The organism is Providencia sp. PROV261, from assembly GCF_028477945.1.
In the GTDB taxonomy this organism is placed as follows: domain Bacteria; phylum Pseudomonadota; class Gammaproteobacteria; order Enterobacterales; family Enterobacteriaceae; genus Providencia; species Providencia stuartii.
The window spans coordinates 50,680-69,582 of sequence record NZ_JAMPMC010000015.1; the positions used below are offsets into that span (position 1 = coordinate 50,680).

The following is an 18,903-nucleotide window of genomic DNA, read 5'->3' on the forward strand; positions in this document are numbered from 1 at the left end:
ATTTATAATTTAATAAGTTATGGCTATCCTTGTTCGCGAGATTTTTAGTCTATTTATGAATTATTTCCCCTTAAATTTCAGCACAGAAAGTCAAAAATAGGGCAACAAAATAAAATGTCTACGCAGAAAAACTGGTACATTTACCTAATTAGAGAGAAAAATAACAGGTTATATTGTGGGATCACCACAGATGTCTCGCGCCGCTTTACCCAACATAAAGAGGGAAAAGGCGCAAAAGCGTTGAAGGGGAAAATGCCGCTCACGCTAGTATTTGATTGTTTAGCTGGGGATCGCGCTACCGCGTCAAGATTGGAATATCAGATAAAACAACTGAGTAAAGCCGCCAAAGAAAGGCTGGTTATTGACCAGCCCATTAATATCCTTGATTACTTAATGCATCAGAATACATCAAAGTGTGAAGAGTAAGTCACCCGCCCTTTGTGGTCACTCAAGCTGCCATTTTCTAGCCCGCAAATCATAAAATGCTCTTGCAATTCAGGCCACTGGCTGAAAACTTCATATTTTGAGGCAGGTTCAAAGCCAAAACGGCGGTAATAGTTGCTATCTCCTAATACCACAACCGCACCATAGCCAAACTCATTAAGACTATCTAGCCCTTCATAAATAAGTTGCCCACCAATGCCTTGTTTTTGGTGCGCTTTACTCACTGCAAGCGGTGCAAGGCCAACCCATTGAACGTCTTCATTGTTGACATCGACAGGTGTAAAGCCGACATAACCGATCACTTCGCCGTTGTCATTCGTGGCAACAACACCCAGAGTCAATAAGCCGTCTTCTCGTAGCTTTTGTACCAGATCGGCTTCTGCTTCCGTCGGGAAAGTGTCACGCAGTAACTTATCGATCCCCATAGCATCGACAGGAATTTCAACACGAATTAGCATGAGGCAACCACGGAGCCTTTATGCTCTGTGTCCTCATTTTGTTGAGTCGTTTTAATCAAGTCGGCCAATTGTAGTAATGCAAAACGCAGGGGTGTCGGCATATTGTCTAGCTCAAAAGCATCCATAAGGTTTTTTACATACAGCCCTAATTCGGTGTCACCTTCAATGACCAAACGGCGCTGAAAAAACAGCGTATCAGGATCTTCTTTACGCGCCGCGATAAGGATCAGGTCATTGGCTGTAGCACAGACACTGACATCGGCTTGCTCTTGATTACGCACAATTAACATGCCATTTTGCAAACTAATGAACCAGACTAAATCAAGGTCACTGACTTCAACTTTCAGCCATTTCCCTTCGAGAAAATCCAATTCCCCTTCTTTGACCGATTCACGAAACTGCCAGCTCAGTAACTGCTCAAGTACTTGACGCTGCACTGCAAATGGGGTCACTTTTAAAGGTAACTTCAATAATGAAGGCCCTTTTGAAATAAGTTGAGAACGAATTTTAGCTAACACAGCACTGACTCCCGTATCAATTGCCTGCCCGTTAAATACACACCCCAGCATCAGCTACGGCCTCTCGGTAGCAAATCAGTATTAGAACAGGCATTTATATCGACATACTCAATAATAGAATAGTCATATCATGCCAGAGAAAATAAGTACTCACTTGATCCTATATCAAGGTTTACACTTCTCGCCAGCATTTATTTTTTATTATGCCAAAAAGCTCATGGAGTCATGACCTCATAAGCCACAAAAACAGATAGCCAACAGCCAATTCAATGCCTTAAATCAAAATTTACATCGCATGAGTTGACTAGAATGCTAAGTTGTCGAAAATTTAAACTGGAACAGATACCATGGAATTACTCTGCCCAGCAGGCAACTTACCGGCCCTTAAAGCCGCTGTCGATAACGGTGCCGATGCGGTTTATATTGGCTTGAAAAATGATACTAACGCACGCCATTTTGCTGGACTCAACTTTACTGAAAAAAAATTGCAAGAAGCAGAGCGCTACATACATCAACATCAGCGTAAACTTCATATTGCTATCAATACATTTGCTCACCCAGATGGCTTTCAACGTTGGAAAGATTCGGTCGATCTTGCGGCTTCGCTAGGGGCTGATGCCCTGATCCTTGCCGATCTCGCGATGCTTGAGTATGCTGCACACCGATACCCTCATATTGAACGTCATGTCTCCGTTCAAGCTTCAGCAACCAACACCGAAGCGATTCGCTTTTATGCCCGCAATTTTAATGTTCATCGGATTGTACTGCCTCGGGTTCTATCTATTCATCAAGTCAAACAACTCGCTAAAAGTAGCCCTGTCCCCTTAGAAGTCTTTGCTTTTGGTAGCCTATGTATTATGGCGGAAGGACGCTGCTATCTCTCTTCCTATTTAACGGGTGAATCCCCCAATACTGTTGGGGCATGCTCGCCCGCGCGTTTCGTTCGTTGGCAACAAACGCCTCATGGCATGGAGTCACGCTTAAATGAAGTGCTTATTGATCGCTACCAAAGTCATGAAAATGCAGGCTACCCCACTCTCTGTAAAGGGCGTTATTTGGTGGATGACCATCGATATCATGTACTCGAAGAGCCAACTAGCCTCAATACCATCGAATTACTACCAGACCTAATGGCGGCGAATATCGCCTCGGTCAAAATTGAAGGCCGCCAGCGCAGCCCTGCTTACGTCACCGAAGTGACACGCATCTGGCGAAAAGCTATCGATACATATCATGCAAACCCAGAGCAATTTATTGCAGATCCACAATGGATAAAAGTACTGGGTGGGCTTTCTGAAGGCAGCCAAACCACATTAGGCGCTTATCATCGTAAATGGCAATAATAAGGAATAGATGATGAAGTATGCATTAGGGTCAGTTCTTTATTACTGGCCTAAACAAGAGCTATATGATTTTTATCAGCAAGCAGCACAAAGTGAAGCCGATATTATTTATCTTGGTGAGACGGTTTGTAGCAAGCGCCGTGAAATGAAACCGGCTGATTGGATTGAATTAGCAAAAACGCTAGCGCTAAGTGGCAAGCAGATTATCTTAAGTACATTAGCGCTATTGCAGGCACCTTCCGAACTTAAAGAAATAAGTAAACTCGTTGATAATGGCGATTTTTTGGTTGAAGCCCATGACTTTGGTGTCGTCAATATGCTCTCTGAGCGCCATCTTCCTTTTATTGCTGGCCATGGTTTGAATTGTTATAACGCACAGACCCTCAATATATTATTACGCCAAGGCATGCAGCGTTGGTGTATGCCTGTAGAGCTTTCTCGTGACTGGTTGATCAATTTACTCAATCAATGCGATGAATTGGGGATACGTGGCAAATTTGAAGTAGAAGTGATGAGTTATGGTCATTTACCGCTGGCCTACTCTGCTCGCTGTTTTACTGCCCGCTCAGAAAATCGTGCCAAAGATGATTGTGAAACTTGCTGCATTCACTATCCTCAGGGGCGAAAGGTGCTCTCTCAAGAACAACAGCAAGTGTTTACTCTCAACGGGTTACAGACACAAAGTGGCTATTGCTACAACCTAGGTAATGAGCAAACATCTATGATTGATTTGGTTGATATTGTACGTATTTCGCCGGAGAACATTGAGTCTCTAGACATATTGGCGCAATTTAAAGCGAATCAAACCGGAGAAGCGCCACTGGTCATCAATGACAAGAGTTGTAATGGTTATTGGAGGCAAGTGGCAGGATTAGAAATGCTGCCTTAGCCGCAATATCAATCAGCGCCATTGGATAAAAAGCGGGAGCAAACACCAGCTTCCCGCTGTGTATTCATCCTAAAGCATCTCATTGATTTTATTTTTGAAAAATGAATAAATTGCACGGGTCACTGCATTACCTCACTCTCACTCTCACTCTCACTCTCACTCTCACTCTCACTCATTCATAATATAGTGAGGAACAAACCTAGAAGTATCTTTTGTGATTAAAGAGTTATCTTCACGTATACCGATCCCTGCTGGGGCATCCCCCACCACCCAGCTCCCAATTAAAGTGTAGTCATTACCGAATTTAGGCAAAAAAGCACTCGCCTGATAAATTCTAGGCTCATGAGCATACATCCCTAATTCTTGCGTGATCACTTCTTGCTCATTATTAAAAAATAATGAAACATTAGCGCCTTCCCGTGAAAATAATGGCTTTGTCGTAAACCCTTGCCACGCTTTCCCCATATCCTGTTTTAATTTTCCCACAATATCGCTCTGCTCATCCGCAAAATAGGCAGGAAGTAAGTTAGGGTGATTAGGAAAAAAACGCCATAATAACGGTAATAGTCCTTTATTACTTAAAATGGATTTCCATAAAGGTTCTACCCATTCTGTTCGTTCACTACGTAGTACTGGACCGTAATCATCTTGGAACATCCATTCATATGGATATAATTTAAAGCCTTGGTGAATAATTTGATCTTGTAAATCCGTAAAAACACCACCTAAGCCTAATCCGATATCTTCCACATAAACAAATTGTGTCTGTAGCCCTGCTTGACGCGCACAATCTTCCAAATATAAAACAGTTCCTCTATCTTCAATGGAGCCTTCGCAGCAACAAAAATAAAAAGGGTGCTCATTGCGCCACAATAAAAAACGCTGGATAAGCTTTTCCTGTATCGAATTAAATTGATCGGCATTTGCAGGAAGCATACCTCTATCTGTCATGTCAGATAACCATTGCCATTGAAAAAATGCCGATTCATAAAGTGATGTCGGGGTATCTGCATTATATTCCAGCAACTTTGCAGGCTGATATCCATTCCATGAAAAATCCATTCGCCCATACAGTGATGATTTATTATTTCGCCAACTATTTGCAATCGCATCCCAATATAATTCAGGTATGGCTAATGCTTCTAAAATACGTTCATCATTGATAGCAGAATTGACTACTTCTAAGCACATTTGGTGCAACTCTTCGGTTGGGTCTTCGATGCCAGATTCAATTTGCGCTAATGTAAAACAATAAGCATGCGATTCATCCCAATAAATTTCATTGTCGATAATATGGAAGTCAAAACCATAATCTTGCGTAATTCGCACTAAATCTTCGCGTGGCTTTACAGGTATTCGTAACATAATTAACCACCTCTACTCCCCGATTTATGCCCAAAGCCCCCTCTTGATGTTGTTTTAGTCGAATTATTACTATATTTCGCAGGCTTTAGCCTATTCGAACCATCAGCAACCCATTTATCGGATGAACCTAGCTCATGATAAATATTCGGTTCATTTTTAGCGCGATAAAATGGACGAACTCGTGAAAAATAGTAATGAGAGCCTGAGTAAGAGCTGGTTGTATGACTACTACTTGCTGGCTGCGGAAATTCATTAAGCGCAAAACCAGCCAATTTGGGGCCATAAACATCACGCTGTATGCTATCGCAATATTCTGGCTTTGATTGTAATAAGCATTGCTGATATTCTCTTATATTAAGGGCACGATGAACTAAAACACAGTTATCTTTCCCATAATGATATTCACAATCAACTAATCGATTGTAAATCGCCATGCTTCTATTCAATTCTTGTTGTGCTTCTTCTTGTTTTTGTTTACAAAAAGAGTTGGTATAACCTGCAAGCTCACAATCATTAAGCCCCTTGAAAATCGTTATTTTGGGTGTTGGTGATTCGTCACTGCAACTGCGTAACCCCAAAAAAACGGCTCCTCCCATAATTGCCAACGTAAGTATATTAGCGCCTTTGCGTGGTTCATCTTTTACATCAAGGCCAATACGCTTTAATTCAGGCCCCTCTTGAGCCTTATTATACTTACGCTGTTTTCTTTTGATTTTATTTTTATTTTTCATAGAACATCATTATTCATTAATAGCTCATGCTTACTGCATTCAAAATACCAAATCCAAGTGATGTTCCACCTAAAAAGAGGCCTGCGGATATATTATTTTGCTCTATTTTTTCACTGATTTTTGGCATATAGATTTTTGTTGCACCAAGAACAAGCAATTGAACTAATAATGCAATAACACCCCATATTATACAGTCAAGAATACTAATAGAATGAGAAATCGCACTCGACAACGGAGTGATATAACCTAGCATCGCACCAATAAACGCAAGGCCAGCGGCGGTATTATTCTGTTTAATTAATACCCATTCATTATGACGCGATATACGTGTATAAATAAAGAGGAATGCAAGTACCATAACAGCACCAATTGCAAAATAACTAATAAAGGAGAGTAGAGCAGAAAGTATAGCTGTAAAATCCATGAAATTATATTTCCGTGAAAAAGGAATAAATGTAGCTTAACCTTTTTCAAAAATAAAGAGATTATAAATAATTCAGTGCATTTTACTTTTATCTAGAGACTATGATCTAATGATTCATTTTTTACTGAGCATGATAGAGTAGTAGTATCAAATAAGTCGCTTTATTAATAATAGAATAACTGCATGAGGTCTAAACGATTAATTGATGATGACAATCCTGTCACGAATAAACCAATAATGGATTTTTCTTATCTAATGTTAAAAACACTTATATTTAAGTAAGAATACCAAACAGATAAAGATAATAATATTGAGAGCAAAATGATTAGTGGTGTTGCAGCTGGCTACCACCAACTGCAATCTTTTTTTATTTTCTGACAATCAAACACGCCAGAAGAATAATATTAATTATGATGTTGTTTACGCCAACGATGAATAATATGAGAAATCTGACGTAATTCACCATCACGCAACATGCCAATTAAGACACCAATTACGGTATAAATCACACCGAGCACTAACATCATCACAATATCCATCAAGACGCCACTAAAAGGTAGCCCCATTTGATTGATACCCGCCATGGCACTCGTTGCCCATGTTGATGGTAAAGCCGAAGCAATCATTCGTACCCATTCAGGCATGGCTTGTAAGGGCCATATCGTACCGGACATGTAAAAGACAGGTGTTGTAATAAACGCTAATGTCAGATAAATCATCTCGACACTACGCAAACACTCAGTGACCAACTTCCCTAACCCAATTACGGCAAGCAAGAAGGGAAAAGTGAGCATCCACAATTGATACAATGGCGCCTCTTGACGATAGCCTAATATCCACGGCCATAATGCAAAAAAGACGGTCGATAAAAATAGCCAGATCGGTATCAAGGCCGATAGCGCCCCCAAATACACCGCTAATGGTGGTTTACCTTTCGGTGTACCGCGGATAGCAATACTCACGCGAACACAAGCAATCAGCAAGGAGTGTTGTAACAACATCACTAACAACCCAGGAAACACAATCGCGGCAAAGCTTACACCCGGGTTATATAACGGCTCTGTTAAACTACGTATTGGCGTAATAATGACGTTCGCTTGCTCTTGACTAAATCCTGAGTTGATGAGTAATTGGGTGTTATAGCTATTTAATAACGTTTGATACGCACTCATTAGCTCTTGCTGGATCTGACCACTTGCTAAACGGTTTGTCGCATCACCATAAACGGGGATAGTGATATTTTTCCCATTTAGCAGGAATTTTTCAAAGTCTGTCGGGATAATAATAATGGCAAAAAGCTGCCGATTAATCATATCCTTACGAGCTTGTTCCAAATTGTCATAGCTGTGTAATTTAACTTTAGGCGCCGCATCCAAATCGCGGATAAGTGCCCGACTTGCCACACTATGATCCTGATCGATGACTGCAACAGGCAGATCCCACAAGACGGGTTTCGCATACACCAAACTCATCACACACAGTGAAACGATCAATAATAACCACATTGGCTTATCTAACATGCCAATCAGCACCTTACGGAAAGTCGCAAAATACATTTGCATTACAGCTCCCCTCCTTGTGCCGCAATACGTTTCGGCAAGCGCTTACGGATCAAAAATGCCGTCACTATTGGATAAATCAGCAAAAATAGACACACTTCCACAATACGTTTAAATGAGATCTCACGTAGGAAAATATCAAACATCGCATTGAGTGTATGAGTTAATGGCTCGATATTGGAAATAATCTGCGCAGGTAAAATCATGGATAATTCCGGTACAGCCATACCGGAGAAAGCGAGTGCAATACTCACTAGCATCCCTATCAAGCTGTAAGCCATAATCGCACTTGAAGTAAAGCTAAATAGCAGTAGCCCAATACTTTGCGCCGCTATTACATAGAAAAAGCCCACCATTATCATATAGAGGGGATTCCCCACAACCTTAGCATCAAAAATACTGACCAAAGCCGCAAGTTCAACCACTAACAGTGTCGTAAAAAATAGCGTATAAGGAGCCATTTTCCCTAAGACCGCCATACCGAAAGGCTTCACGCTTTGTAAGATAGAACTACGTGATAATGTGTAAATCGTACAGGTCACCACAAACAGTTGTAGCATATGAATGGTAGCCGCAAATTGCTGATAATAAATATAACTACCACTAGGGTTAAATAAACTGTCATAAGAGAGGGTCACTTGAGCGAGCGGTGGTAATGCTTTCCCCATCGAACCTGCCAACTGCGTTCGATATTTGGCATTTAGCTCAGCCACCAGCCCACTAAAGTCTTGGATTGCATAGCTCCCTGACGCATAAAACAGCGCGTTATAGTACATGCGTAGCTCAGGTTGACGCCCCCGTAATGCATCGGCCTCAAAATTAGTCGGCACGTACAGCAGCGCATAATCCTGTGCACTGGCTAATCGTTTTAACGATGTATTAAGATTATTATCAATCGCTTTAACGTCAGCATGGGGTCCAGCATTGAGATCCCGGATAATTTGTCGGGAAACGGGGCTTCTGTCATTATCCACCACCGAAACAGGCAAATCCATCAACGTTCCTTCTGAGAAGTTAGCACTAACTAACGTGAATAACATTAATGGAAACAACCAGCTTAACCAGTGAAAAACCGGACTACGAATAGCGGCTTGTGTTTCTCGACTGAATGCATGCTCAAAACCATGCCAAGCGAATTTTAATCTCATACTCGCGCCTTTTATTTATCCCAGCGCCATAGCACGCTCATTCCAGGCCTTAAGCCGTCAACAGGCTCTACTGGATACAAACGAACCTCAAAGGTTTTCAAGTCAAAATCCCCTGTTGCACGTGTTGCCCTTTTTGTTGCGTAATCCCCTTTTGGCGCAATATAACGCACCTCAGCTTCGATTTTTTTATCGCCTAATGCAGGCACATCAAGCTGAACTCTATCGCCTTTTTTCACATCGACAAGAATGTCTTCACGTAAGTTATAGATAAAGTAAGACTGCGGTATACGCACCATGGTCAAAAGCGGGCTGCCCGCATTGAAAATTTCCCCTACTTCTGCGGGAATAGGACCGATTTCCCCATCCACTGGCGCTTTCACTTGTAAATCATCTAATTGGACTTGAAGCTCCGCGAGTTTTTGTTCAGCTTCATTCAGCGCCGCCTCATATTTTTGACGCAGTTCAATGCGATCACCATTCTTAGCTTCTTCAAGCTGCGCTTTTGCCCCTTGAACTTGCTGAAAAGCAACTTCTTTCGCTTTACGCGCATTATCAAGCTCATTGGCTGAAACATAGCCTTTAGCCGATAAATTACTTAAGCGTTGGTATTCACGAGACGCATTTTGGTATTGTGAATTGGCTTGTGCCAATGAGGCTTGCAGGTGACGGATCGTCTCTTCGCGAGTGCCATGGAGCGATTGTGCTAACTGTGCCTTTGCTTGATCTCTTGCGGCTTTCAAGGCAGCGTATTGCGCTGTTAGCTCAGGGCTTTCTAAGGTCAATAATAACTGCCCCTTTTTAACATCATCCCCACGCTCAACATGACGCTCAATAACACGACCTTTAGCCTTAGATGTGACCATGACTTCGGGTGCATCAACTTCACCTTGTAATAGCAAAAATTGATTGTGAGAATGGAAAAGTGCCGCCGCCGCTATCAAAATCAGCATCAACAAAATCAGTGCTATTGTTCTTTTTTTCATTATTAGTAAAACCCTAAATAATCACGGAGGAAACTATGGCTATAAAATTATCGCAGTAATTGCCGATACAGCGTTAATAAATTTGTGCGCAAGGTCACAAATAGAAGGGGGATATATAATATTGAAGTGACTTGCCCCTTATGTCAAATAAAGAAAAGTTAACTTTGACCAAATCGCTATTATCAAATCAGCCGCTTACGTTACAATTGCCCTGTTAAGACGCCACCAACTGGAAACCTTTATGTACGAGTTTGATCTCATTCTGCTACTACTACAGCAGATGTGCGTTTATTTGGTCATTGCATGGGCGCTCAGTAAAACCCCCCTTGTTATTCCATTATTAAAAGTGACCATTCGCTTACCCCATAAAGTGATGTGCTATCTCATTTTCTCGGTTTTCTGCATCATGGGAACCTATTTTGGGTTACACATTAACGACTCAATAGCAAATACACGCGCCATTGGCTCTGTCCTTGGTGGATTACTTGGTGGCCCCGCGGTTGGGTTTGCTGTTGGCTTCACGGGAGGATTGCACCGTTACTCACTCGGCGGCATGACCGCCTTCAGTTGTATGGTCTCCACCATCGTGGAAGGGCTAATTGGTGGCTTAGTCCACCGCTACTATATGAAACGCGGTCAGATCAATAAAATATTTAATCCTCTCACCGCCAGTTGCGTTACCTTTGTGGCCGAAATTATTCAGATGCTGATCATCCTATTACTTGCCCGCCCTTTCGGCGAAGCGCTGGAACTGGTCAAAAGTATTGCCGCCCCGATGGTCATTGCCAACACGATTGGTGCCGCGATGTTTATTCGGATTTTACTCGATCGCCGCGCTATCGTAGAAAAATACACAACCGCATTCTCCGCACAGGCCCTAAAAATAGCCCTCTGCACAGATGGTATTTTACGTAAAGGGTTCAATACCGATAACAGTATGAAAGTGGCTAAAATTATCTATCAAGAGCTAGAAATTGGTGCGGTCGCCATCACCGATAGAGAAAAAATATTAGCTTTTATTGGGATAGGAGCCGATCACCATTGCCCCGGAACCCCCATAGCTTCAGAACAATCGCGCCGAGCAATTGATAATAACGAGGTGGTGTATGCCGATGGTAATGAAACCCCCTATAAATGTTCGTTAAGCCCAACATGTAAGCTCGGCTCTGCACTGGTGATCCCACTTAGGGGAGAGAACGAACGCGTTATTGGTACAATTAAACTGTATGAGGCCAAAAACCGTTTATTTAGCTCTATCAACCGTACATTGGGTGAAGGCATTGCGAGTCTATTTTCGGCACAAATCCTTGCTGGGCAATATGAACGCAATAAACAATCATTACTACAATCCGAAGTGAAGCTACTTCACGCGCAAGTAAACCCTCACTTCTTATTTAATGTCCTCAATACGCTACAAGCCGTTATTCGCAGAGACAGCCAACAAGCGGGTCAGCTAGTGCAATATATTTCCACCTTCTTTCGTAATAACCTTAAGCGTCCGGAACAAAATGCAACGCTTGGCGAAGAGTTAGAGCATGTAAATGCTTACTTACAAATTGAGAAAGCACGCTTTTGTGAGAAATTACAGATAGAGCTGGATATCCCTGAAGCATTAAGACAAGTAGAGTTACCTGCCTTTTCCCTACAACCGATCGTTGAAAATGCAATTAAACACGGCACCTCACAGTTATTAGACACTGGATATATTACAATTAGAAGTTATATACGCTGTGAACAGGTTTATATTGAGATAGAAGATAATGCAGGTCTTTATCAACCCACAGCTCAGAACGATGGATTAGGCATGAGCCTAGTTGATAAGCGTCTACGCCTAAAATATGGCGAACAATATGGCGTTAGCGTGGAATATGAACCTGAACAGTTTACGCGAGTGCAATTACGTCTGCCTTATAGGCTAACAGAATAAAATGATTAAATTTCTATGAATGTATTGATTGTTGATGATGAACCACTTGCGCGGGAAAATGTACGCTGTTTGTTGGAAGAGCATGATGATATTGAAATTATGGATGAGTGTGCCAATGCCATTGAGGCGATCAGTGTTATCCATAAAAAGAAGCCCGATGTCGTGTTTCTTGATATTCAGATGCCACGTATTACGGGCCTTGAAATGGTACGCATGCTCGACCCTGAAGATAGGCCTTATATTGTCTTTCTAACTGCATTTAATGAATTTGCCATACAAGCCTTTGAAGAACATGCTTTTGATTACTTATTAAAACCATTAGAGAGTGAAAGGCTAAATAAAACACTAACCCGTCTACGCCAAGGCAAGCAAAAACAAGATCTCGAGATCCTAAGTGACCATGAACCGCTCAAATTTATTCCTTGTACTGGTCACAGTCGTATTTGGCTGATGAAGTTGGACGAAGTGCAGTATGTGACCTCGCGGATGAGTGGTGTTTATGTGATGAGCACGCAAGGTCAAGAGGGCTTCACCGAACTGACACTGAGAACGCTAGAGTTACGCACACCTTTGGTCCGTTGCCATCGCCAGTATTTGGTGAACATGACAGAATTAAGTGAGATTTTGTTTGGTGACAATGGGCAAGCAGAGCTCGTTTTAAGGTCGGGCGAACATATTCCTGTCAGCCGTCGTTACTTAAAACCACTAAAAGAAGCGCTGGGGATCATTTAATGTGCCATACTGACTCTAAATAATTTGCGTTGTCGCTAGGCGACAAGTCAACATACTGCAACTTGGCGGATAACGAGTTTATAAGGAGATCACACATGGCGGACTTCTATTTACAACTTCGCACTAACTCAATGACTTTAAAAAACCTAAAGACCCATGAGGAGTACACCGCCGAAGGGGAGTTCTCATCTTCTCGGTTAATTGTCGGAGATTTCTACGTCGCCCAAAGCCTCCTAATACAGCTTATTGATGCAATGAAACTCAGTATTCGCCTTCCTTTAACCCCTCATCACCGCATTGTTATCCAAGCCTTAGAAAAAAATGAAGGTGGACTAAGCCCCGTTGAAGTCAGGTTATTAGAAGAAATTACCGTTACGGCGTTTAATCATAAACTGAAAAAGGTGATTGTCAGCCATGACGAATTACCCATGCCACAAAGGCAAGCGGAAGAATTATTAGATAATAAATAGTGTTATTACCTGTCGTGTTAGAACAACATAAAAAACCGCTCCATTAATTTGAAGCGGTTTTTTCACAATTTAAGTCGTGCTTCCTAAATAGAAACACTCGGTAAATGTGTGTAATTAAGCATTATGGCTGGTGCTACGGCGGCGCGGAGCTGCCGAGTTGTGATCTTCATTACGACCACGTCCGTTACCACGATGGCCACCACGACGATTGCCACCCTCACGGTCGTTGCGACGCTCACCATTAAAGCCACCGTCACGGCGTGAACCACCACGACGCTCACGACGTTCAAACGGCTGTGCATCACCAATTAATTGCATTTGCATTGGTTTATTCAAAATGCGTGCACGGCTTAAGTGAGTTAACACTTCGGTTGGCATGCCTTTTGGTAGCTCAATCGTTGAGTGAGAGCCAAACAGCTTGATATTACCAATATAACGGCTGCTAATATCCGCTTCATTGGCAATCGCCCCTACAATGTGGCGCACTTCTACGCCATCATCACGGCCGACTTCGATGCGATACATTTCCATATCGCCAACATCACGGCGCTCACGACGACCACTACGATCACCACGCTCTGCACGGTCAAAGCCATTGCCATTACGATCACGACGGCGATCATCACGGTCATTGAATTCACGACGTGGGCGACGCGGTGCATCTGGTGGCAGAATAAGTGCACGCTCACCTTGAGCCATTTTTAGCAACGCGGCGGCCAATGTTTCCATATCAACATCTTCTGACGGTGACAGTTTCTTTAACAGCGCGCGGTATTGGTCTAAGTCACTGCTTTCAAATTGCTGTTGGATTTTTTCAGCAAATTTCGCCTGACGACGTTCACTTAGCAATTGTGAATCTGGCAGTTCAACTTCAGGGATCGTTAGCTTCATGGTGCGTTCAACGTTACGCAGCAAACGACGCTCACGGTTCTCTACGAACAAGAGTGCACGGCCAGCACGCCCTGCACGGCCAGTACGACCGATACGGTGAACATAAGACTCTGCATCCATTGGGATGTCATAGTTAACGACTAAGCTAATACGGTCAACATCAAGACCACGAGCAGCAACGTCAGTGGCGATCAAAATATCCAAACGACCGTCTTTTAAACGTTCTAGCGTTTGTTCACGTAACGCTTGGTTCATATCACCGTTCAATGCAGCACTGTTATAACCGTTGCGCTCAAGCGCTTCTGCCACTTCCAGCGTTGCATTCTTTGTACGAACAAAAATAATTGCTGCGTCAAAATCTTCGGCTTCTAAGAAACGAACCAGAGCCTCATTTTTGCGCATGCCGTAAACAGTCCAATAGCTTTGAGCAATATCTGGACGTGTTGTAATGCTAGCCTGAATACGAATTTCTTTAGGCTCTTTCATGAAACGGCGTGTTATACGACGAATTGGTTCTGGCATCGTCGCTGAAAACAGCGCTGTTTGATGCTCTGCTGGAATTTGGCTCATGATGTTTTCAACATCTTCAATAAAGCCCATACGCAGCATTTCATCAGCTTCATCCAGTACTAAGCCTTTCAATTTAGACAGGTCTAATGTACCGCGTTTCAGATGATCAAGCAGACGCCCAGGCGTTCCCACAACAACTTGTGGCCCTTGGCGCAAAGCACGCAATTGCACGTCGTAACGCTGGCCACCATATAGGGCCACCACGTTAACACGGCTCATGTGTTTAGAAAAATCGCCCATCGCTTCAGCAACCTGAACCGCCAACTCACGTGTTGGGGCTAGGACTAGAATTTGCGGAGCTTTTAAATCTGGATCAATGTTGTGCAGTAGCGGCAAACTAAAGGCTGCGGTTTTACCGCTCCCCGTCTGTGCCATACCCAACACATCATTACCGTCCATTAACAATGGAATACATTGTTTTTGGATCGGAGAAGGTTTTTCATATCCCAGGTCGTTTAGTGCAGTCAAAATAGACGCTGATAAACCTAAATCAGCGAAAGAGATATCAGTCTCGGTGGTCATGTAAAGGTGCCTCATACTTAATGGCGGCCAGTTTACATAACCGTGCGAAAATCATTTCGGTCATTTTCATTTAAAATGTGAACTGGCTCAAATTGTGTTATTAAACGAACAAATAGGCCGTCACCCCGAAGGATGATGACTCAAAAAATAGTGATGAAATGTTCGTCAGCTATTGCTGGCCCGATTCTAAAAGGTCGTCTTGTTCTTGGCCTAACAGCGCCAATTCCAACAATGCATAGCGGTGTTCAACAAAGCTATGAGCGTTGTTAGCCACCGTCAGTTTGAATAACGCAGTTGCGCTATCCTTATCCCCCAGACTTAGGTAATGCTTACCTAAATAGAAGTTAGTTTCACTGAGATGCTCAGCGAGCGAAGTGTTATCCGTAGAAGTTTCTTTCAAGCGCTCCATCAATGTGTTTTCACTGATTTTGCCAAGGTAAAACTCTACGATATTCCAGCCCCATAGCCCTTTCTCCGCACGGTCATAACGAGCTGCAAGATTATCTTGCGCCACTCGCGGGTCTATGTCTTTCTCAACGAGATAAAGCCATAGCGTGCGAAAAGGATCATTTGGATCTATCTGATAATACGCCAGCAGATCATCTTGCGCTAGTTTGTACCGACCACCGTAATATAATGCGATGCCGCGGTTCATACGCGCGAAAGTGTAAGTTGGATCAAGCTCTAATACAGAATCAAACGCTTCATAGGCGGCATCATAGTTGCCAGCCTGCGTAAAATATATTCCTAAAAAGTTAAAAATTTCAGGAATATCAGGGCGAATCGCTAACGCCGTTGAAAAATCATTGCGCGCTAACGCCCTCAAACCGAGACTATCATACAACACTCCGCGCTCATATAAAAGCTGAGCGTATTCGTCATCGGTTAAAGATCGGCTCGCAAGGATTTGTTCCATACGAGCCAATATTACTTCTTGTTGTAATGAAGGTTGCAGAGGAACAGCAAATACCTCGTTTTTACGCCAATCTTTACTGCTGCATCCAATGAGCACAAAAAAGATAAGCGCAGAGACCACACGAGTAAACGTGCTTAAGCCCCTAAACCGAAGACAGATACTATTCAGCATACTCCGCCCTTACATTACCACTATTTCAGCAAATTACGGCTATGCGCCCTAACTTATAGGGCGCTGCTTAGATTCAGCCTATTCTGCTGAGTCCTGCTGCTGTGCTGGAGTTTCTTCAGTCGCAACAGCTTCTTTCATGCTCAGGCGGATGCGGCCTTGACGGTCGATTTCCAACACCTTAACAGGAACTTCTTGACCCATTTGCAGATAGTCAGTCACTTTCTCAACACGCTTATCGGCGATTTGAGAAATATGCACTAAGCCTTCTTTACCACCACCGATAGCAACGAACGCACCAAAGTCAACGATACGAGTAACTTTACCTTGGTAAACACGGCCGACTTCGACTTCAGCAGTAATTTCTTCGATACGACGGATAGCTTCTTTTGCTTTCAAGCCATCAGTTGCAGCAATTTTCACTGTACCATCATCTTCAATTTCGATTGTAGTGCCAGTTTCTTCTGTCAGCGCACGGATAACCGAACCACCTTTACCGATAACATCTTTAATCTTATCTGGATTAATGCGGATAGTGTGAATACGTGGTGCAAATTCAGAAATATCATCACGAGGGCTGTTAATCGCTTGTTCCATTGTACCTAGGATGTGCAGACGAGCACCTTTTGCTTGGTTCAATGCAACTTGCATGATTTCGCGAGTAATACCTTCGATTTTAATATCCATTTGCAGTGCGCTGATACCATCACGGCTACCTGCGACTTTAAAGTCCATATCGCCTAAATGGTCTTCATCACCAAGGATGTCAGAAAGTACGACGAAATCATCGCCTTCTTTAACCAGACCCATAGCAATACCAGCAACCGCTGCTTTAATTGGTACACCTGCATCCATCAGTGCTAAAGAAGCACCACAAACCGACGCCATTGATGATGAACCGTTTGATTCAGTGATTTCAGATACAACACGAACAGTGTATGGGAAATCAGCATGATCAGGCATGACCGCCATCACACCGCGTTTCGCTAAACGACCATGACCAATTTCACGACGCTTAGGCGAACCAACCATACCTGTTTCACCAACAGAGTATGGAGGGAAGTTATAGTGGAACAAGAAGCGATCAGTATATTCGCCCATTAACTGGTCAATAACCTGTGCATCACGTTCAGTACCCAGTGTTGCAGTGACTAATGCCTGAGTTTCACCACGGGTAAATAGCGCAGAACCGTGAGTACGTGGCAGAACGCTAGTGCGTACATCCAGCGCACGAACCATGTCTTTTTCACGACCATCAATACGTGGCTCACCACGAATGACACGGCTACGAACAACTTGTTTTTCTAGGTTCGCTAGAATGTCAGCAACTTCAGCTACGTCGACATTTTCATCTTCAGCCACGATTGCTGCTGTGACTTCTTCTTTGATCAGGTCAACTTGCTCATAACGCTCTTGTTTTTCAGTGATACGATAAGCATCACCCATACGGCTTTCAGCCAGCGCTGCAACTTTATCACGTAAAGCTTGGTTAACTGGCTCTGGTTGCCAATCCCATTTTTCTTTACCTGCTTCTTTAACTAACTCATTGATTTCTTGAATCACGATTTGTTGTTGATCATGACCAAAAACAACGGCACCCAGCATTTGCTCTTCGCTTAACAGATCCGCTTCTGACTCAACCATCAGAACTGCACTTTCTGTTCCTGCTACCACTAAATCAAGGCGGCTTAATTTTAGCTCATCTGCTGTTGGATTCAGAACATATTGGTCATTGATAAAACCAACACGTGCCGCACCAATTGGGCCATTAAAAGGAACACCAGACAACGCCAATGCAGCCGATGCACCGATCATAGCAACAATATCCGGGTTAACTTGTGGGTTAACAGAAACAACGGTTGCGATGATTTGGATTTCGTTCAGGAAACCTTCTGGGAACAGAGGGCGTAATGGGCGGTCAATAAGACGCGCGATCAGCGTTTCACCTTCACCAGGGCGGCCTTCACGACGGAAGAAACTGCCTGGAATACGACCAGCAGCATAAGAGCGCTCTTGGTAGTTAACGGTCAGAGGGAAGAAGTCTTGGCCTTCTTTAACTTTTTTCTGAGCAACCGCGGTCACGAAAACGGCTGTATCATCCATGTTTACCATAACAGCGGCAGTCGCTTGACGCGCTATCATGCCGGTTTCAATGGATACGGTATGTTGACCGTATTGAAATTTGCGTACGATAGGATTTAACAAAATAGTACCCTTTATTTTAGGCCACTCGACTCTCTCTCGTGGCATTGGCTTTCTCTTCCTAACTACAGCCTCGCGACTAATGAGAAGACAGATATTCAAATGATCAATTTTCTCATTAGCCGCGCGAATCGGTGTAGCTGAAGAGGCGTTAATAAAACAATTAATTACGAATCATAGCTTAGCATTTAAGTTAAGTATAATTCGAGTCTTACTTCAACTTTAAATATAACTTTTAGAAGAAAAGGGGCCATTAGGCCCCTTTCCACTGAAACTGACTCGATTAACGACGCAGACCCAGACGCTCGATAAGAGCGGTGTAACGCGCGATATCTTTGCTTTTCAGATAAGCTTGCAATCTACGACGCTGAGCAACCATACGCAGCAGACCACGACGGCTGTGGTGATCTTTTTTGTGCTCTGCAAAGTGGCTTTGCAGATGGTTGATTTGAGCGGTCAACAAAGCGATTTGCACTTCGCTTGAACCAGTGTCGTTAGCATCGCGGCCGAATTCAGCAACGATTTTTGCTTTAGCTTCAGTACTTAGAGACATATTAAACTCCAAATGTATAAATGTATGTAATGAGAGCCAATCTCTAATTTAGCATCTCACAGATTAAGCGCCGCTATTCTACGCTGCTTA

Annotated in this window: 18 protein-coding genes; 6 read left to right on the top strand and 12 right to left on the bottom strand. The window is 43.1% G+C overall.

Annotation, left to right across the window (positions count from 1 at the left end; translation table 11 throughout):
• Positions 1 to 114 precede the first annotated feature (114 nt).
• Positions 115 to 426, top strand: a complete 312-nt coding sequence (locus PR675_RS10930) for a GIY-YIG nuclease family protein (RefSeq protein WP_036942694.1) — start codon at positions 115 to 117, stop codon at positions 424 to 426.
• Here PR675_RS10930 and PR675_RS10935 read toward each other — a convergent pair.
• Together PR675_RS10935 and ubiT are read right to left on the bottom strand one after the other, a co-directional pair.
• The gene (locus PR675_RS10935) at positions 399 to 902 is read right to left on the bottom strand and encodes a GNAT family N-acetyltransferase (protein ID WP_004915851.1); all 504 of its coding nucleotides are present in this window, start codon (positions 900 to 902) and stop codon (positions 399 to 401) included. The genes PR675_RS10930 and PR675_RS10935 overlap by 28 nt on opposite strands.
• Positions 896 to 1,420: a ubiquinone anaerobic biosynthesis accessory factor UbiT gene (gene ubiT / locus PR675_RS10940; RefSeq protein WP_014657334.1), complete on the bottom strand. Its 525-nt coding sequence runs from the start codon at positions 1,418 to 1,420 to the stop codon at positions 896 to 898. The genes PR675_RS10935 and ubiT overlap by 7 nt, the downstream gene beginning before the upstream one ends.
• 347 nt (positions 1,421 to 1,767) lie before the next feature.
• Here ubiT and ubiU point away from each other — a divergent pair, with 347 nt between their 5' ends.
• Both ubiU and PR675_RS10950 read left to right on the top strand, forming a co-directional pair.
• Positions 1,768 to 2,763: a ubiquinone anaerobic biosynthesis protein UbiU gene (gene ubiU, locus PR675_RS10945; RefSeq protein ID WP_004915849.1), complete on the top strand. Its 996-nt coding sequence runs from the start codon at positions 1,768 to 1,770 to the stop codon at positions 2,761 to 2,763.
• A gap of 13 nt (positions 2,764 to 2,776) precedes the next feature.
• The gene (locus tag PR675_RS10950; protein WP_060561477.1) at positions 2,777 to 3,652 is read left to right on the top strand and encodes a U32 family peptidase; all 876 of its coding nucleotides are present in this window, start codon (positions 2,777 to 2,779) and stop codon (positions 3,650 to 3,652) included.
• Between the two features lie 168 nt (positions 3,653 to 3,820).
• Here the strand turns inward: PR675_RS10950 and PR675_RS10955 are convergent, their stop codons facing one another.
• From PR675_RS10955 to PR675_RS10980, 6 genes are all read right to left on the bottom strand, one after another.
• Positions 3,821 to 5,017: a glutathionylspermidine synthase family protein gene (locus PR675_RS10955; RefSeq protein WP_060561478.1), complete on the bottom strand. Its 1,197-nt coding sequence runs from the start codon at positions 5,015 to 5,017 to the stop codon at positions 3,821 to 3,823.
• A 2-nt stretch (positions 5,018 to 5,019) separates the two neighbouring features.
• Positions 5,020 to 5,748 (bottom strand): DUF1190 domain-containing protein, encoded by a 729-nt coding sequence (locus PR675_RS10960; RefSeq protein WP_004915846.1) that lies wholly within the window; start codon positions 5,746 to 5,748, stop codon positions 5,020 to 5,022.
• A gap of 16 nt (positions 5,749 to 5,764) precedes the next feature.
• A complete protein-coding gene (locus PR675_RS10965) occupies positions 5,765 to 6,172 on the bottom strand; it encodes a DUF350 domain-containing protein (RefSeq protein ID WP_004915844.1) in 408 nt (135 codons plus the stop codon).
• Positions 6,173 to 6,576: 404 nt separating this feature from the next.
• Complete coding sequence (locus PR675_RS10970) at positions 6,577 to 7,734, bottom strand: ABC transporter permease (RefSeq protein WP_004915840.1); 1,158 nt, start codon at positions 7,732 to 7,734, stop codon at positions 6,577 to 6,579.
• Positions 7,734 to 8,879 carry an ABC transporter permease gene (locus PR675_RS10975; RefSeq protein WP_004915838.1) on the bottom strand — a complete coding sequence of 382 codons (1,146 nt, stop codon included), beginning with the start codon at positions 8,877 to 8,879 and terminating at the stop codon, positions 7,734 to 7,736. The genes PR675_RS10970 and PR675_RS10975 overlap by 1 nt, the downstream gene beginning before the upstream one ends.
• A gap of 11 nt (positions 8,880 to 8,890) precedes the next feature.
• Entirely contained in the window at positions 8,891 to 9,862 is a 972-nt protein-coding gene (locus PR675_RS10980; RefSeq protein WP_004915837.1) for an HlyD family secretion protein, read from the bottom strand.
• Between the two features lie 241 nt (positions 9,863 to 10,103).
• On the opposite strand from PR675_RS10980, the gene PR675_RS10985 reads away from it, so the two are divergent.
• From PR675_RS10985 to PR675_RS10995, 3 genes are all read left to right on the top strand, one after another.
• Entirely contained in the window at positions 10,104 to 11,789 is a 1,686-nt protein-coding gene (locus tag PR675_RS10985; RefSeq protein ID WP_004915834.1) for a sensor histidine kinase, read from the top strand.
• A gap of 15 nt (positions 11,790 to 11,804) precedes the next feature.
• A complete protein-coding gene (btsR, locus tag PR675_RS10990; protein WP_014657331.1) occupies positions 11,805 to 12,521 on the top strand; it encodes a two-component system response regulator BtsR in 717 nt (238 codons plus the stop codon).
• 95 nt (positions 12,522 to 12,616) lie between these two features.
• Positions 12,617 to 12,991, top strand: coding sequence for a YjaA family stress response protein (locus PR675_RS10995; protein WP_004915826.1), 375 nt, complete (start codon positions 12,617 to 12,619; stop codon positions 12,989 to 12,991).
• Positions 12,992 to 13,105: 114 nt separating this feature from the next.
• Here the strand turns inward: PR675_RS10995 and PR675_RS11000 are convergent, their stop codons facing one another.
• The 4 genes from PR675_RS11000 to rpsO all read right to left on the bottom strand — a co-directional run bounded on the left by PR675_RS11000 (position 13,106) and on the right by rpsO (position 18,813).
• Entirely contained in the window at positions 13,106 to 14,974 is a 1,869-nt protein-coding gene (locus PR675_RS11000; RefSeq protein ID WP_004915822.1) for a DEAD/DEAH family ATP-dependent RNA helicase, read from the bottom strand.
• Positions 14,975 to 15,143: 169 nt separating this feature from the next.
• Positions 15,144 to 16,061: a lipoprotein NlpI gene (gene nlpI / locus PR675_RS11005; RefSeq protein WP_004915819.1), complete on the bottom strand. Its 918-nt coding sequence runs from the start codon at positions 16,059 to 16,061 to the stop codon at positions 15,144 to 15,146.
• A 78-nt stretch (positions 16,062 to 16,139) separates the two neighbouring features.
• Positions 16,140 to 18,263 carry a polyribonucleotide nucleotidyltransferase gene (gene pnp / locus PR675_RS11010; protein ID WP_014657328.1) on the bottom strand — a complete coding sequence of 708 codons (2,124 nt, stop codon included), beginning with the start codon at positions 18,261 to 18,263 and terminating at the stop codon, positions 16,140 to 16,142.
• Between the two features lie 280 nt (positions 18,264 to 18,543).
• On the bottom strand, positions 18,544 to 18,813 hold the full coding sequence (gene rpsO / locus PR675_RS11015) for a 30S ribosomal protein S15 (protein WP_004915813.1): 270 nt from the start codon (positions 18,811 to 18,813) through the stop codon (positions 18,544 to 18,546).
• Positions 18,814 to 18,903 lie beyond the last annotated feature (90 nt).